We start from the raw sequence: 17,063 nt of genomic DNA, 5'->3' as shown, positions 1-17,063 counted from the left end.
TACCGTCTGATTTGTAACCGATGTTCACAACAACTTCACGTTTGTTCATCGCGATTACAGTTCCGTCAACTACCTCACGGTCGTTAACTTTGTTAAGCGTACTGTCGTAAGCCTTTTCCAACTCTTCGTGGCTGGCACCACCGAAGGTTTCGCCATTTTCATAAGCATCCCAGTTGAAGTCTTCAACAGGCGCTACATTCTTTAAATTTTCCATTAATAAAATAAGTTGTTTAATAATTAATTAAGTGAGACATTATATTAGCTCATAAATTCGGGCGCAAAGATAGGAGTATTTTCTTGAAGAACAAAAAGTTCTATTCGATATTTCACTAGTATTTTACGTCTGAACCAAAGAAATGTCCCCTTCGCCACTCCATTTTACAACTTCAATATGTACATACTATTATTTGGAGACAAGCATACATAATTCCATTACATCTTTTATAAAATAGTAAAGACGATAAAGGAACTATCTAAACAAAGTATTATTACAACAAAGTAAAAACCAAGAATGTAAACTTATACAAATAAGTGCATAAATAAAACATGCACAAAGATGAAGCACATATTATGTGCATAACGACTAAACAAATAACACATTATTGCAATTTGAAAGCTAAAAAGTAAATATTACTACATTTTATTTGCTTTTTAAAATACATTTTATATATTTGTGCGTAGATTTAATAATTCACTAACTATTAAATCTATTCAACTACTACACACACAGCGAGACATCATTAGTAATTAATTCAATTAATATGGACTACGCAAAACTAAAACCAGTTGCGCAATTTCTCAGAAGTCATTGCGGACTAAAAAAGCCACTTTTATTAACGATGCTTTTATTAGCAGAAGTTTGCAATGTGTCAATTGCTATCCCCATCCAGACAGAAGTAAGCCAACAAACCCGAAAGGTGAGCGGAACTGTTATTTCCAAAGAAGACAATATGTCTGTGGTAGGTGCTACTGTATTAGTAGAAGGAACCAGTATCGGAGCTATTACAGACATTAATGGAAAATTTATTTTAAACAATGTGCCTACAGATGCAAAGAAGCTCAGAATTTCTTTCGTTGGGTTAGTGACACAGACTCTTCCTATTCAGTCTGATATGACGATTATTATGGAAAGTGATACTCAGATGATGGATGAAGTCATCGTGGTAGCTTATGGTACCTCAAAGAAGAGCTCATTCACCGGTTCTGCCAGTCTGATAAAGGCGGACAAACTTGAAGCAAAACCGGTAACAACCATCACCAATGCACTGGTGGGTGCCACATCGGGAGTACAAGTGACAACCGCTAATGGTCAACCCGGTTCTGAGCCCTCTATTTATATTCGTGGCGTAGGGTCATTTGGAGCCAGCAATAGCCCGCTAATAGTTTTAGACGGCATGCCTTATGATAATTCTATCAGTAGTATAAATCCTAATGATATTGAGAGCTTAACTGTATTGAAAGATGCAGCGTCTTCTGCGCTTTATGGCTCGCGTGCCGCCAACGGTGTGATTATGATTACCACAAAAAGAGGCCATAAAGAGAGAATGACTGTCAATCTTAAATTCAATCAGGGCATAACTGCCAAACAAAGTAACGACTACAAGAAGGTAGGAGTAAACGACTATGTAACGCTCTACTGGGAAAATCTGCGCAATCAATATGTACGAGATGGAAAAAGTTGGGAAACAGCAGGCGCAGAAGCTGCAATCAATTTATTCGATAACCTCTCTTATAATCCCTTCAACATGCCACGTGACCAAGTGGTCAGCAGTACGGGAGTCGTAAATCCCAATGCACAGCTTCTGTGGGCGAATGACACCGATTGGGAAGATGCTATTCAGCGCTTAGGTAGCCGTACGGATGCCTCAGTTTCTATCAGTGGGGGTACGGAGAAAAGTGATTATTTCACTTCTATCGGTTACACGAATGAACATGGCTACATCATTGGTTCACAATTCAAGCGCTACACTGCACGCGCCAACGTCAATTCACAAATCACAAAATGGCTGAAAGTCGGGACCAACTTGTCAGCTAATCTGAGTTATAGTGACGGTAATCAGAATGAAAGTCAAGGAAACAATATTAACCCCTTCCGATTTGTACGCTATGTGGGTCCTATCTATCCTATCCACGTACACAATCCGGAAACCGGTGAATACTTAAGAGATGCCAACGGCAATCTGATTTACGACTTCGGAACCGGCTATTCTGTAAATGGAATAGAAGTTCCTGCCCGCGACTACGTTTCAGGCAACAATCCTGCACTGGAATTACAGAAGAATTATAACAGTAAAAAGCGGAACACCCTCAATGCAAAAGTATATGCCGAAGTCTCTTTCCTGAAAGATTTCAAGTTTACTTTCAACGGAGGCGTGGGAGCCAATTCCTACTTATCTTCTTCAGCAGCCATCGTCTATCCCGAAAAAGGAAATACAGGTACTGCCACAAAAAGTAATTCATTCACCACAACTTGGACCTTTAATGAGTTATTGACTTATACCAAAGTAATAGACAAACATCATTTTGATATTTTGCTGGGGCACGAAAGTTATGAATATGAATACAATTATCTGACTGCTTCCATGAAGGACCAGAAGTTTGATAACAACTATGAATTGGGAAACTATTCCAATTTGAATACTACTCCCAATTCCTATACTCACAAGTATGCTACAGAAGGCTATCTTTCACGTTTCAATTACGATTACAATAGTAAATACTTTGTATCCGGTTCTTTCCGCCGCGATGGTTCGTCACGTTTCTATAAAGATTCCCGTTGGGGTAACTTCTGGTCGATAGGAGGTGGATGGCGCATTGACAAAGAAAAATTCATGAGCAAATTCGAGTTCATCGATTTATTAAAACTGAGAGCTTCCTACGGTGAAGTAGGAAATGACGACATTGGAGGTTATTATCCGTGGAGAGCTACCTATGAAAATGCCCAAAATGCAGGGGAAGCCGGATATATTCAAAGTTCGCTAGGTAACAAAAATCTGCAATGGGAAGTATCGCGCAACTTTGACGTTGCAGTGGAATTTGGTTTTCTCAATAAAATCAGAGGTAGCATAGAGTATTTCAATCGCAAGTCAAGTAATTTATTGTTCTCTGTTCCACTATCTTTTTCCACAGGTATGGAGTCTCAGGATATGAATGCAGGAAGTATGTACAACCGAGGCATAGAAGTAGAAATAAACACAAATATATTCGACCGGAAAGATTTTACTTGGGATGTGAATGTAAACGCTACCCACATCAAAAATAAGGTTACAGATTTACCTGTTGATCCATTCATCAGTGGTAAGCATAAAATAGAAGAAGGACATTCCCGTTACGAATTTTATCTGAAACAATGGAAGGGCGTTGATCCGGCAACCGGAAGCAGTCTTTATTTGCCTAATGAAACAGCTTTGAAAGAATCCGAGTCATTGGTCGATGTGAACGGAACGACTTACACCACCGATATAAATGAAGCGTTGGAAGATTACTCCGGTGATGCCATGCCTAAAGTAAGCGGTGGTATCAGTACCAACCTAACCTATAAAGGATTCAGCCTTGCCTTGACATTCTACTACCAATTGGGTGGAAAGATGTATGACACCGCCTATTCTTCCCTGATGTCACCGGGTACAGGTTCGTTATCTTATTCCAACATGCACGTAGATATATTGAAACGCTGGCAGAAACCGGGTGATATAACCAATGTACCCCGAGTTTCCAATGGAAGCGACGCCACTAACCTGACCGGTTCGTCTACCCAATGGCTTGTTTCCTCAAATATGCTGGAACTATCCACTATCAATTTCGGATATACCTTTCCTAAAACTTGGATTAGCCGTTTCAGCCTATCCGATTTGAAACTCTATTTCTCTGCCGAGAATGTATTCCAGATTACAAAGAGACAAGGCATATACCCACGTAAAAATATCTCAGGCTATGCCAGTAACGGAGATGTTTATCTGCCGTCCAGAGTATTTACAATGGGGCTTAATCTGACATTCTAAACGTTTTATTCACTTAGAAAAGAAATAGTATGAAGAAGATAATACTTGCAACATTCTCTGCATTCATGATAGGGTTCTGTTCATGTGCAGACAGCTTCATGGAAACTAAATCCACCCAGACTGTAGATCAGTCGCAAATGTTTGAAACCACAGCCGGAGGAATGATGGCTATCAATGGTTTGCATAAATTGATGTATACTCCCTCACTCTCCAGTTCGTATGCACAAGGAGGATTCCAAACTTTCATGATATGGATGGACATGATGGGAGAAGATCTGGTATACACCCGTGCCAATGCCCAATTCCAATCATCTGCAAAGTGGACTTTACACCGCAATGTATCGTCCAGCCATTTAGAATATCATTATAAACTGTTCTACAGATTCATATCCAATGCCAATATGATTATTCTCAATATAGACAATGCTATAGGCACACAAGAGGAACGAGATTATATCAAGGGCCAAGCTTTAGCCTACCGGGCTTTTGCTTACTTCAATCTGGTGCAATGTTGGGGAGAACGTTATAAAGCAGGAGAAAGCAATGAACAATTGGGTGTTATTCTGCGTACTGATAATTCGACAGAGAATCTACCCCGTTCCAGTGTAGAACTGGTATATGCCCAAATCAATGAAGATTTGGACAACTCCATCGAATTGCTGTCGCACGTAACGACTTTAAAGAAAGAGAATAAATCCCATATTGATGTACATGTGGCGCGCGGCTTAAAGTCACGTGTCCTGTTGACACAGGGTAAGTGGCTGGAAGCTGCGGAAATGGCCAAACAAGTGGTTGAGAAGTCAGGCGCCAAATTACAAGACGATACCTATACCACTCTCAATAACCGCATGAGCGACCAGACCAATACCGAATGGCTTTGGGGTAAGAAAGGACAAGAAGACCAAGCAGGTACATTAAAGGATTTCCATAGCTTTATGTCGAACAAAAATGTAAGTTATAACAAAAACACACCACGCGCCATTTATAACTTACTATACAATAAGATTTCGGATACTGATATCCGCCAAACTTTATGGTTCCCTCGCGCACAAGATCCCAAAACAACTCCCAAGCCAATCATCCCCACTGGCGGTTATATCCGTAACTATATGGCAAATAAGTTCTTATTGGCCGATGAAAATGCCAAGTGTGGTGATGTTCCCTGGATGCGCCTACCTGAGATGATGTTGATTGAAGCTGAAGGTTATGCTCGTGCTGGCAAATATACCGAAGCAGCCAATGCACTCTATCCATTGGCTCACCACCGTGACCCGGAATATCAACTATCTACTAAGATCGGGGAGGAACTGATAGACGAGGTGATGTTCCAAAGACGTATTGAATTATGGGGAGAAGGATTCCGCTTCCTCGATTTAAAACGCCTGAACATGCCATTAGATAGAGGTCCCAAACCCCGCACCGAATTAGGATACAGCGATGCTCCCTGGAATAGCAATACCACCATGCCGACCAATGTGGACCCCGAAGCTTCTAATTATAATATGTACGATGCCCATCCGATGGGTGAAGAAAACCGTTACAGAGAAGTCGGTCACAAGGAGTGGCAATGGGTATTCCCCAAAGACGAATGTGCTGTAAACCCGGAATGTAAACAAAATCCATTATAATGAAAAAAATATCTTTTATATGCCTGCTGCTTCTACTGGCAGCAGGCATCGCTGCACAACCGCAGCCCGAAAAATACGCCTACGATTTATCATACTTCCTGCCCCAAAGCAATTATATTTATGATAAGAACATCCCGACTCCCGAAAGCGTACTCGGCTTTCAACTCGGACAACAACATGCAGATTGGGGACAAGTAGTGAAATATATGGAAACCCTGGCTGCCGCCAGCAGCAGGGTTACCGTAAAGGAGATGGGACGCACGTATCAGCACCGCCCGTTCCTGGAAGTCGTCTTTACCTCAACAGAAAATCAGAAAAAGATAGACCAGATAAAAGAAGAGCACTTCAAATTAAGTGATGTCAATCAGTCCGGTTCGTTATCATTGAAGGATATGCCGATAGTAGTGAACCTCATTTACAGCATCCACGGGAATGAACCTTCCGGAGTCAATGCTTCTCTGGCTATTGCCTATTTCCTGACTGCTGCCGAAGGAAAGGAAATAAAAAACCTGCTGGACAATACGATTATAGTAATGACTCCCGGCGCGAATCCGGACGGTATCAACCGTTTCGCCTCCTGGGTGAACACTACCCGCAGCCTGACCGACGTGAGTGATCTGAATTCACGGGAGTTTCTGGAGCCCTGGCCTTCCAGCCGCACCAACCATTACTGGGCGGACTGTAACCGCGACTGGTTAATGGCACAACATCCTGAAGGCATCAATGGACTAAGCACCTATTTCGACTGGCTTCCCAACATTGTAGTGGATCAGCACGAACAAGGTTCTGCCCGCCCTTATTATTTCAGCCCTGGACATCCTAAACGCACACACCCGTTCACCCCTCAACTCAATCAGGACCTGACTGCTGAGATTTCTTCTTATTGCGCAAAAGAACTGGATAAAATCGGGACAGGATATTATTCGAAAGAAGGATATGATGATTATTACTATGGGAAAGGAGCAGCTTATGGTGACATTCACGGTTCAGTCTGCCTGCTGTATGAACAAGGAACATCCCGGGGGCATCTCAGAATGACTGTAAACGGCATCCGTTCCTTCGCATGGACCATACGCAACCAGGCATTGGCATCCTATGCTACCCTAATAGCAGGATATAAGATGAAAGATCGCCTGTTGACTTATCAGAAAGAATATTATGAAAAGACAAATGCCGATGCCAAGAAAGAAACCGTCAAAGGGTACGTATTCGACACACGTGGTTCCAAGTCGGTAGCTTTTCATTTTCTTGAAAACATGGCGCACCATCGGATTGACGTATATCGTCTGGCTAAAGATTTTTCTGCCGACGGCAAACAATTCAGGAAAGACGATGCCTACATTATCCCTGTAGAACAAAAATACAGCATGATGGTAAAAGCTCTGATGGAAAATAGTCTGGAATATATAGACAGTACTTTTTATGATATTTCCACCTGGACCTTCCCACATGCCTTCAACCTGAAATATGCACCGGTAAAGAGCACTGCCGGACTGATGGGCGAGCCGGTGACAGAAAACACCTTCCAGCCGGGACAGGTCATCGGGGGGAAGAGCGACTATGGATATATTTTCGAAAACAGGGAATTTTATGTACCCAAAGTGATTTATGAATTGCAAAAGAAAGGTCTCTATATCAATGTTAGCGGTAAACCGTTCACATTCCATTCCGGTGATGTAAAAAAAGAAATGGGATATGGAACCGTGCAAGTCATGGCACAAAACCAGCCACTTTCTTCGGATGAAATTTATGCCATGATGCTCAACCTTTCCAAGGAAGCAGGCGTAGATATCTATGCCGCCACTACCGGATTGATGGAAGATGTAGATTTGGCAAGTCCCTCCTATATGCCCATCAAGCAACCCAAAGTCGCTATATTAGTAGGACGGACAATGGGTATCCCCGACTCCGGAGAAATCTGGTATCTGCTGGACAAACGGTTCCAGATGCGCCCCGTGCTGATAGAAGATAACATACTGACTGCCAAAAAGCTGCAACCCTACAATGTCATCGTGATGGCCAATGGAGTTCCTGCATTAAGCAAAACGAGCACGGCCGTTCTGAAAGAATGGATTGGCAATGGTGGCACTTTGATAGCCACAGGCAAAGCTTATGATTGGGTAAACGAGGCTGGTATCCTGACAATGAAAACCAAGAGTACCACCATCAAGGCGGATTCAACCGCTTATCTCACTTATGAAGATAAGAAGACTGCCAATGCCGGAAATACAATCTCAGGTGTCATTCTGAACTGCCATCTGGATAAAACGCATCCGTTGGCATGGGGACTGGACCAGGATGAGATAGCCGTAATAAAGAAGGGAAACATCATCTTCAGAAAAGATGCAGATCCATATATTTCCCCGTTGCATTACACTTCCAAACCTTTATTATCAGGTTTCCTCTCTGCAAAGAACCAAAAACTGCTGAAAGATACTCCGGCTGTTTTTGCCAAACCTTATAAAACAGGTTGCGTCATTGTATTTGCAGATGACATGAACTTCCGCTCTTACTGGTTCGGAACAAGCAAACTATTTATGAATGCCGTATTCTTCAGCGAATGCATTAAATAAAAAACATATTTATGACAGATTTCACTCCCTGGACACTTTTTGTCGACGTAGGCATCATCTCTGTGTTGCTATTGATAGGCAAGCTCATGAGAGTAAAAATAAAGCTGATTCAAAAACTATTCATTCCACCCAGCCTTCTGGCTGGGTTTATGGGGTTGGCTTTAGGTCCCCACGGTTTCAATGTAATCCCGCTTTCCACCCAAACCGGAGTCTATGCCGGAATACTGATAGCCTTCATCTTCGGCGCCCTGCCCCTTACATCACAAAAAGCAAAAGGTGACGGAGCTGCAATTGGAAGTATGTGGGCGTATTCCCAGGCAGGGATGTTATTACAATGGGCTTTCGGTGCTCTTCTCGGACTGCTTATCCTGAATCAGATATGGCCTTTGAATCCAGCATTCGGCATCACTATGCCAAGCGGCTTCTGCGGAGGACATGGCACAGCAGCTGCCATTGGACAGGCTTTTGGGCAGTTCGGTTATGATGAGATACTCACTTTAGCTATGACGGCTGCTACCTTTGGCATAGTAGCTTCCGTTATCCTGGGATTAGTCATCATAAAATGGGGAACAAAGAAAAACTACACTTCATTTCTTGCCAACTATGATGACCTGCCTCAAGAACTCCGCACTGGACTATTACCGAATGAAAAACGTGAAAGTATAGGAGAAAGCACTTGTTCATCTATCTCCATTGACTCGCTGACTTTCAATCTGATTATTGTCTGCACAGTTGCTTTAGGAGGATATTGCATCAGTAAGATAGTCTCCTACTTCATGCCGGGTTTTGAATTACCAGTATTCAGTTGCGCATTCGTCATAGGCATTTTTTTTAAAAAGATCTTCGACAAAACTAAAGTCAGTAACTACATCTGCCCGCAAACTGTAGGACATATCAGTGGAACATTTACAGACCTGTTGGTCGTCTTCGGCATTGCTTCCATCAAAATTTCAGTGGTGATGGAGTATATCATACCTCTGCTTATATTATTGGTATCCGGCCTGATAGTAACTTTGATATACGTGCTTGTGATGGCTCGTAAACTAATGAAAGAATGTTGGTTCGAGAAAGCTATCTTTACTTGGGGATGGTTCACGGGCACAATGGCTATGGGCATTGCTTTGCTCCGCGTGGTAGACCCCCAAATGCGAAGTCGCTGCCTGGACAGCTATGCACTGGCATATTTGTTCGTTGCTCCAGTAGAGATTTCATTAATCACATTTGCTCCGGTAGCTTTTCTGAACGGATATGGATTCTTATTTGCAGGTATTTGCCTGGTTGCCGGTCTTGCAGTATTGCTGACAGCGTTTTTAAAAGGTTGGTTTATAAAAAAACAATGATTATGAAACGGATATATGTTATTTTAAGCTGCTTCTTTTTTCTTCTGCTGGCAGCAAGTATGGAAACACTTTACGCCTGCACTTCAGCCATCATTTCGGGTAAGATAACCCCGGACGGACGTCCTATTATGTGGAAGAACCGTGATACCAGCGATCTTCTAAACTGTGTAAGATATATGAAAGGAGAAAAATATAATTTCATAGCTGTAACCGGTTATGCCAAAAATCCCCGTTCCATCTGGATAGGAACCAATGAGGCTGGATTCTCCATCATGAACACCGTATCCTACAATCTGATAGAGAAAAAAGAGGGGGAAAAGACGGGAAGCCGAAACGGAAGTCTAATGAAGCGTGCCTTGGAAATCTGTGCCACGGTGGATGACTTCAAGCACTACCTGGACACGTTGGCACGCCCTATGAAAGTAGAAACCAACTATGGCGTAATTGATGCCCAGGGCAACGGGGCTTATTTCGAGGTAGATTATACTCACTACACAGAATACGATGTGAATGATCCGTCGGTGGCACCTCACGGATACATAGTCCGTGCTAATTTCTCTGTGAGTGGCAAGCTGAACGAGGGTGCCGGATATGTACGTTATCAGCAGGCCGAACAGGAAATCTTCACCGCTTCCGCCACTAAGGAGATTACTCCGGAATGGTTGTTCAGCCACCTGTCCCGTTCTTTTGCCAACCCGTTGATGGGAATAGATTTGAAAAGCGGACTATTTAATAAACCGCAAACCAATGGTTGGTTCGTGGAGCAAGACTTCATTGCCCGCAAGAAATCATCCTGTGCCGTAGCTATCCAAGGAGTGAAACCGGGTGAAGATGCTTCATTCACCACAATGTGGACCGTCATTGGCTATCCTCCCGTGACTCCTGCCATTCCGGTATGGGCAAAGGGAGCATCCAGAAAATTGCCCCGTTTGCTATCCGTACAAGGTGATAAATATCATAGTCCGTTATGCGATGCCACTTCACAACTTCGCGACCGGGTATATAGCTACACGCGTGGCAATAATGCCGAGACCTACTTTAATTGGGAATTGTTGTTCAATAAACAAGGAAATGGATATATGCAGTTAAACGAAGAAATAGAGCAGGAACTGTTCAGAACACTCTATTCGAAAATAGAAACATGGCGCACATCACAGACACCGTCTACAGAAGATATTTACCGCCTTTATGACGAAAGCGATAGATTTATCACCCAAAAGTTCGATGAAATCTTCCGGTTGAAGCTGCTATAACCTTAAAAAACGGATTCTTGTCAAGAGCAGATTTACATATTATTAACTCCTCTAAGCTCTTTTCGATAATCAACTGCACCACTGGCATACTTCCAAAACAGATGGTCTGTTTACCTTGAACAGATGATGCGTTTCACTTGGATAGATGGTGTGTTTGCTACAAACTGACGATGTAAATGCCATACTTAAACAAGGCAAATACCACACCTAAGCATTTCAAAAGCCACATGTTTCATCCGTTGAACTGTGGCATTTGAGGCCTTGAAGTGTGGCATTCAGGAAGATCAGATGTGGCTTTTCGGATGGCATTAAAAGGGAAATTAGCATAAGAGGAGGAGCATTGCTCCTCCTCTTATGCTAATTTAAAGTTGAATCTGAATTAAGATCACGAATACAAATATACGACATTAAAAAGCCGAAATCAAGTATTCAGGTGCTTTTCTTGAAATAGAACATAAGTTTTAGCCCCCTTTATTGCTTTTTTACGGAAATTCCAGGTATCTTTGTCCAAACGATTGGATAAAAAGCAATTCATTTCATCCAAAGAATTGGATAATGCAAATATATTTTTATCTAACAGATTAAACAATATGGATAAGCAAATCTTAAAATCAGTCATGCTGGACAATCAGAGAGAGGTTCAGCGATATAAAGTCTTCAAAAGAGATTTCCATTTTGATGACTTTGGAAATTATGTACTTGTAGGCATAAGACGCGCTGGAAAATCTTTCTTAATTTACCAACGCATCCAGCAATTACTTACCAAAGGCATCGGATGGGACAATATGTTGTATATCAATTTTGAAGATGAGCGTTTAGACGGATTACGAGTTTCCGAACTCAATCTTATTATCGAAGCGCATCTTGAAATGTATGGTAAAAGGCCGATTCTCTTCCTTGACGAAATACAAAATGTAGAGGGTTGGGAAAAATTCGCCCGTCGCTTAGCAGATGAAAAATATAAGGTATACATCACCGGAAGCAATGCCAAAATGCTTAGTAACGATATACAAACCACATTAGGAGGCAGATATATTACTATCAATGTGTATCCATACAGTTTCAAAGAGTTTCTGGATGTTCACCATATTGCTTATGACGAATTATCGCTGTTAAGTACAGAGTCCAGAGCTGCCGTAATAAATCGCTTTATTGACTATTTTCATAATGGCGGTTTCCCCGAAGGTGCACTTCTTGCAGCAAAAAGGAACTATCTCACCAGTGTATATCAAAAGATATATTTAGGAGATATTGCCGCCAGAAATGCCATAACGAACACTTTCGGTCTGAAGATAATGATAAAGAAACTGGCGGAAAGCGTAAAACAACCCATATCTTTCAACCGTATAGCCAATATAGTTTCCACTACCGGTAGCAAACTCAGTACGACTTCTGCCATAAAATATGTTGAATATGCAGAATCAGCTTGGCTACTTCAACGTATCAACAATATTGCAGCCAAATTGGCAGAGAAAGAGAGTAACAGCAAATATTATTTCACCGATAATGGAATACTCAATTTATTCCTGATAGACGGAAATACCTCATTACTCGAAAACTTAGTAGCAATCAGCCTGATTCGTCAATTCGGAAGAGAAGACTCCGTATTCTTCTATAATAAAGGAGTAGAAGTCGATTTCTATATTCCCGAAGAACAATGGGCCATACAAGTATCATACAGTATAAAAGACCTGGAGACCAAAGAGCGTGAAACGGATACATTAATTAAATTATCCAAAGTATTACCTTGCAAACGGCTCCTCATTATTACTTTCGATGAGGAAAGTGTGTTGCAAATGGATAATCATACAAGAATAGAAGTGATCCCTGTATGGAAATGGCTGCTAATGCTTAGATAAATACGCCAATGCCGCCCCTATCGCCGTCCTATATTCCGCATATTGTGGAATATGAAAGCGCACCCCATATATCTTTTCCATATTCGGAAAAACCTCATGACACTGTGGAAATTTAGTAAGATTACCAATCAAGACAAAATCTTTGATAGGACCATTCAGCGCAGACAACACCGCTGCACCACCTATCGTTTGCAGCACCATATAAATAATCCCTTTTGCAATATCTTCCTGCGAAGCGTTGCTATCCGCTTTTCCGAACAGCGAAGCAGTGGCATGCACCGGAAGATCCGGCAAAGGACAATTGCAAATATCTCCGATCTGTAAGTTTACACGGGTAACGTCACCTTTCTCGGCAATTGCTGCAATCTGCCTGAAATCATGCGTCTTCAGCAACAAGCGGGAAAGTCCCTGCAAAGTACCTCCGCCAATTGCCATACCCCCAATATGCTCTATCTTTTCTCCGTTGATTCTTACGAAAGAAGTGCCCGTTCCCATGCTTACCACAATCAGCTGATCAATATCCGTAGCATGACGTGCCCCCAATCCATTAGCTATAAACTCATCGACCTTGTTCGTGGGTAAACCATACAATGGACTATCTACAAATGCACTACCCACACCTGTCAGCATCACTTGCTCTATATCCGAAAGCTGAATACCGTTATCATAAATATACTTCCCAAAAGCCCCGAACAAAGAAGTAACCGGATCAGTCGCAGTGATAAACATCGGCGACTGTATCTGTTCTCCGTTGATTCCTACAATCTTTGTAGTACTTCCGCCAACGTCTATTCCTATTACAATTCCCATAGTTTCAATATTGTATTCGGCTACAAAGGTACAAATTGTTTTATTGCAAATATGTATTCAGATTTTTTTTTGCTCCGCACATCCATTTAGAGAAATTCATCTTGAAGAACAGATTCTGCTGCTTCATTTTTCAGTCCCAAAGCCCTATCTTAACCCTGTCAAGTCCGTATCTGGTCCGTATAAAAGTACTTTTACTTGGACTTGACACGGACTTGGTACGGAGAAGACGAATGTATCAGCATCAATGGCTGCAAACCTTCGTTATATCCACCGTAAATCCATCATCAGCAGGTATAAACTTACCTTTCGCTTTCAGAAACTCTATCAATTTATCCGCATCCATATCTTCTGCCGAGCAAGTATAAAAATGCTGGTGCTCACCGAATTTCCGGATGATTGCCTCTTTCAATGATGACTCCGAATAACTATTGCCTTCCATCATGTGAAGGACTTCATGAGCATGTAACTGTTCCATAATCTATTTTTTCTGCAAAGATAGAACGAAGCACGGATTGGAGTTGTAACATATGTGACACTAACCTATAAAAAATAAAGTTAAAAGCTCTTTTTTACCTCCTGATATACGTTTCGGGAAGTTTCTCCGTTATAGAAAAGGTATGAGACATTTTTGGTTACTGACATCTCTTATAATACTATTCTCCACTCCTGCCCTTGCCCAGAAAACAGTCAAGATAGGCGGAACGATTACGGATGAAAATGGTAATCCGATTGAATTGGCAACAATACGATTGGAAGGAACGGCTATAGGCACAGTCAGCAACCTGAAAGGACGGTATTCACTGAAGTTCGAGAGCCGGGACAGTGTAACGGTCATCTTCTCCATGCTGGGATACCAGACCCGTAAACGAAAATTAGTACGTCCACAGGGAAATATCAGCCTGAACATAACCTTGCCCCCGATGAACTTTGAATTGGGCGAAGTGAGCGTAACAGAGCGTCGCCGGCAAACCGGAACCATCCAACAGATAGAAACCAAACAAAACCGCCTGGCCCCCGACGCTTCGGGCGGAAGCATAGAGGCCGTGATAGCCACGCAGGCCGGAGTGAGTAGCAACAACGAACTCAGCTCGCAATACAACGTGCGCGGCGGCAGTTTCGACGAGAACATGGTGTACGTCAACGGCATTGAAATATACCGTCCCTTGCTGATCCGTTCCGGGCAACAGGAAGGATTGAGTTTCATCAACCCCGATATGGTACAATCCGTCGGCTTCTCCACGGGAGGCTATGAGGCCAAGTACGGGGATAAGATGTCATCCGTGCTGGACATCACTTACAAGAAACCCGAACGGATGGAAGGAAGCGCCTCCGTCAGCCTGTTGGGAGCCTCGGCATACGTAGGAATCGCCACCAAAAAGCTAACCTGGACAAACGGCATCCGTTATAAAACCAACCAATATCTGCTGGGTACACTGGATACAAAAGGAGAATACGACCCGCGTTATATCGACTATCAGACTTATCTGAACTGGACGCCTTCGAAGCGTTGGGAGGTAGGTGTCATCGGCAATATTTCAGAAAACCGCTATAATTTCCAGCCGGAAGACCGCTACACTCGCTTCGGCACTCTCAGCAATGTACGTGAGTTTAAGGTCTATTTTGAAGGGCAGGAGAAAGATTTATTCCGCACCCTGTTCGGAACCGCCTATGCCACCTACCGGCTGAACGAACAGAACAGCCTGACCCTGCAAGCCTCCGCCTTCCACACAAAAGAACAGGAAACGTACGACATCACCGGGCAATACTGGCTGAACTCCCTGGACAGCGGAACGCAAGCAGACGGCACTGCCAACGAAGAGGAAACTTCCGAAACCATCGGCGTGGGAACTTACATGGAACATGCCCGCAATTACCTTACCGCAGAGGTACAAAGTTATTCCATCACAGGCCGCCACCGACTGAAAAACCACTCCCTGCAATGGGGTGCGGAGTTCAAACGGGAGCGTATCAAAGACCGGATGCGCGAATGGGAAATGCGCGACTCTGCCGGATACTCCATGCCGCAAACTTCCGAAGGGCCGGTACTATTCTACACCCTCCGCTCACGCAACGAAACGAACAGCAAACGATACGGATTTTACCTGCAAGATACATACCGCTTCCGCTCTACCGCCGGACTATTCACCCTGACCGCCGGCATACGGGGCAGTTACTGGGACTGGAACAAAGAATTCATCTTCAGTCCGCGTGCCTCCCTGGCTCTGATTCCGGCATTCAATGAGAAATTCACCCTGAGAGTAGCCGCCGGAGTCTATTACCAGGCACCGTTCTATAAAGAATTCCGGGATACCACCCGGGTGGACGGGATAGCTACCGTATCCCTGAACCATGACATACGTTCGCAACGCTCCCTGCACTTCGTGGCAGGCGGCGACTATAATTTCCGTGCCATGGACCGCCCGTTCCGCTTCTCTATGGAAGTGTATTACAAAGCGTTGAGCAATCTCATCCCTTACAATATAGATAATGTACGGATCAGTTATTACGGACGCAACCTTTCCAAAGGTTACGCCACCGGTATCGACATGAAACTGTTCGGTGAATTTGTTCCCGGAACAGACTCCTGGCTGAGCTTCTCCCTGATGAAAACCGAAGAGAAAATAAACGGACAATGGCTCCCCCGCCCCACCGATCAGCGCTACCGTCTTTCGCTCTATTTTACGGACTATTTTCCCGGTAGCCGCAAGTGGAAAATGAACCTGAAAGGCACACTTGCCGGAGGTCTTCCCTTCGGTCCCCCGCATAGCGGACGCGAGGCTGCCGTATTCCGTACATCCCCTTACCGACGTGTAGATATAGGTATGTCCCGCTGTATTATCGACCGCAGTGAACGCGAAAATCAGTGCGGCATCCGCAGCCTTTGGTTGGGGGTTGATATTTTCAATTTGCTAAATATCAGTAACGTCAACTCCTATTATTGGGTAACAGACACCCGAAATAACCAGTTTGCAGTACCCAATTACCTGACATCCCGTCAAATTAATGTCCGCCTGTTGCTCGACTTCTGAACAGAAGTCTAAAAAAAACTTTCTAAACTTCAAATATCCAATAATTAATTGACGAAAAATTTCTTTATTAAGGAAGAAATCTCTTTCTTTGTGCTGTTTTATGCCTTTAATTAAGACATTATACCAACATTAATAAATATAGTTATGAAGATTTCACACATTGAGCATCTGGGCATTGCCGTAAAGAGCATTGAAGAAGCCCTGCCGTATTACGAGAACGTATTGGGTCTGAAATGCTACAACATCGAAACTGTAGAAGACCAGAAAGTTAAAACCGCTTTTCTGAAAGTTGGTGACACTAAAATCGAACTTCTCGAACCGACCTCTCCCGAAAGTACTATTGCTAAGTTCATCGAAAACAAAGGTGCAGGCGTTCATCACGTGGCATTTGCTATTGAAGACGGTGTAGCTAACGCATTGGCTGAAGTAGAAGCGGCAGGTGTTCGCCTGATCGACAAGGCTCCGCGCAAAGGTGCTGAAGGTCTGAACATTGCTTTCTTACACCCGAAATCAACACTGGGCGTATTGACAGAACTTTGCGAAAAGCCGGAATAATATGCACTAATTACG

The 17,063-nt window shown here is 43.2% G+C and carries 8 protein-coding genes and 3 pseudogenes; 8 read left to right on the top strand and 3 right to left on the bottom strand.

Translation table 11 applies throughout. The features are described from left to right. A pseudogene (locus QZ135_RS17085) lies at positions 1-214 on the bottom strand (30S ribosomal protein S1); the annotation flags it as partial. Positions 215-839: 625 nt separating this feature from the next. Here QZ135_RS17085 and QZ135_RS17080 point away from each other — a divergent pair. The 6 genes and pseudogenes from QZ135_RS17080 to QZ135_RS17055 all read left to right on the top strand — a co-directional run bounded on the left by QZ135_RS17080 (position 840) and on the right by QZ135_RS17055 (position 12,654). Further along, entirely contained in the window at positions 840-4,001 is a 3,162-nt protein-coding gene (locus tag QZ135_RS17080; RefSeq protein ID WP_294611924.1) for a TonB-dependent receptor, read from the top strand. Positions 4,002-4,030: 29 nt separating this feature from the next. After that, complete coding sequence (locus QZ135_RS17075; RefSeq protein ID WP_294611922.1) at positions 4,031-5,629, top strand: RagB/SusD family nutrient uptake outer membrane protein; 1,599 nt, start codon at positions 4,031-4,033, stop codon at positions 5,627-5,629. Continuing rightward, positions 5,629-6,312 (top strand): annotated as a pseudogene (locus QZ135_RS24945) (M14 family zinc carboxypeptidase); the annotation flags it as partial. The gene QZ135_RS17075 and the pseudogene QZ135_RS24945, both read left to right, overlap by 1 nt. Before the next feature lie 1,854 nt (positions 6,313-8,166). After that, positions 8,167-9,542: pseudogene (locus QZ135_RS17065) on the top strand (sodium/glutamate symporter). Between the two features lie 2 nt (positions 9,543-9,544). Continuing rightward, positions 9,545-10,795 (top strand): carcinine hydrolase/isopenicillin-N N-acyltransferase family protein, encoded by a 1,251-nt coding sequence (locus QZ135_RS17060; protein ID WP_294611915.1) that lies wholly within the window; start codon positions 9,545-9,547, stop codon positions 10,793-10,795. 590 nt (positions 10,796-11,385) lie between these two features. Then, positions 11,386-12,654, top strand: a complete 1,269-nt coding sequence (locus QZ135_RS17055; protein ID WP_294611913.1) for an ATP-binding protein — start codon at positions 11,386-11,388, stop codon at positions 12,652-12,654. Here QZ135_RS17055 and coaW read toward each other — a convergent pair. After that, on the bottom strand, positions 12,640-13,464 hold the full coding sequence (coaW, locus tag QZ135_RS17050) for a type II pantothenate kinase (RefSeq protein ID WP_294611910.1): 825 nt from the start codon (positions 13,462-13,464) through the stop codon (positions 12,640-12,642). The two genes, QZ135_RS17055 and coaW, sit on opposite strands and share 15 nt — an antisense overlap. Positions 13,465-13,705: 241 nt before the next feature. Continuing rightward, on the bottom strand, positions 13,706-13,939 hold the full coding sequence (locus tag QZ135_RS17045; RefSeq protein ID WP_294611906.1) for a YecH family metal-binding protein: 234 nt from the start codon (positions 13,937-13,939) through the stop codon (positions 13,706-13,708). Between the two features lie 142 nt (positions 13,940-14,081). Here QZ135_RS17045 and QZ135_RS17040 point away from each other — a divergent pair, with 142 nt between their 5' ends. Together QZ135_RS17040 and mce are read left to right on the top strand one after the other, a co-directional pair. Further along, on the top strand, positions 14,082-16,493 hold the full coding sequence (locus QZ135_RS17040; protein ID WP_294611904.1) for a TonB-dependent receptor: 2,412 nt from the start codon (positions 14,082-14,084) through the stop codon (positions 16,491-16,493). A 144-nt stretch (positions 16,494-16,637) separates the two neighbouring features. Further along, positions 16,638-17,048 (top strand): methylmalonyl-CoA epimerase, encoded by a 411-nt coding sequence (mce, locus tag QZ135_RS17035; RefSeq protein ID WP_007212904.1) that lies wholly within the window; start codon positions 16,638-16,640, stop codon positions 17,046-17,048. Positions 17,049-17,063 lie beyond the last annotated feature (15 nt).

Origin of the sequence: uncultured Bacteroides sp., from assembly GCF_905207245.1 — a bacterium.
In the GTDB taxonomy this organism is placed as follows: Bacteria; Bacteroidota; Bacteroidia; order Bacteroidales; family Bacteroidaceae; genus Bacteroides.
This window is presented reverse-complemented; position numbering and strand designations above follow the sequence as displayed.

What these genes read in the sequence shown, in the direction of transcription:
- QZ135_RS17080 (WP_294611924.1), top strand. Translation starts at nt 840, where the DNA reads ATGCTTTTATTAGCAGAAGTTTGCAATGTGTCAATTGCTATCCCCATC.
- QZ135_RS17075 (WP_294611922.1), top strand. Translation starts at nt 4,031, where the DNA reads ATGAAGAAGATAATACTTGCAACATTCTCTGCATTCATGATAGGGTTC.
- QZ135_RS17060 (WP_294611915.1), top strand. Translation starts at nt 9,545, where the DNA reads ATGAAACGGATATATGTTATTTTAAGCTGCTTCTTTTTTCTTCTGCTG.
- QZ135_RS17055 (WP_294611913.1), top strand. Translation starts at nt 11,386, where the DNA reads ATGGATAAGCAAATCTTAAAATCAGTCATGCTGGACAATCAGAGAGAG.
- coaW (WP_294611910.1), bottom strand. Translation starts at nt 13,464, where the DNA reads ATGGGAATTGTAATAGGAATAGACGTTGGCGGAAGTACTACAAAGATT.
- QZ135_RS17045 (WP_294611906.1), bottom strand. Translation starts at nt 13,939, where the DNA reads ATGGAACAGTTACATGCTCATGAAGTCCTTCACATGATGGAAGGCAAT.
- QZ135_RS17040 (WP_294611904.1), top strand. Translation starts at nt 14,082, where the DNA reads ATGAGACATTTTTGGTTACTGACATCTCTTATAATACTATTCTCCACT.
- mce (WP_007212904.1), top strand. Translation starts at nt 16,638, where the DNA reads ATGAAGATTTCACACATTGAGCATCTGGGCATTGCCGTAAAGAGCATT.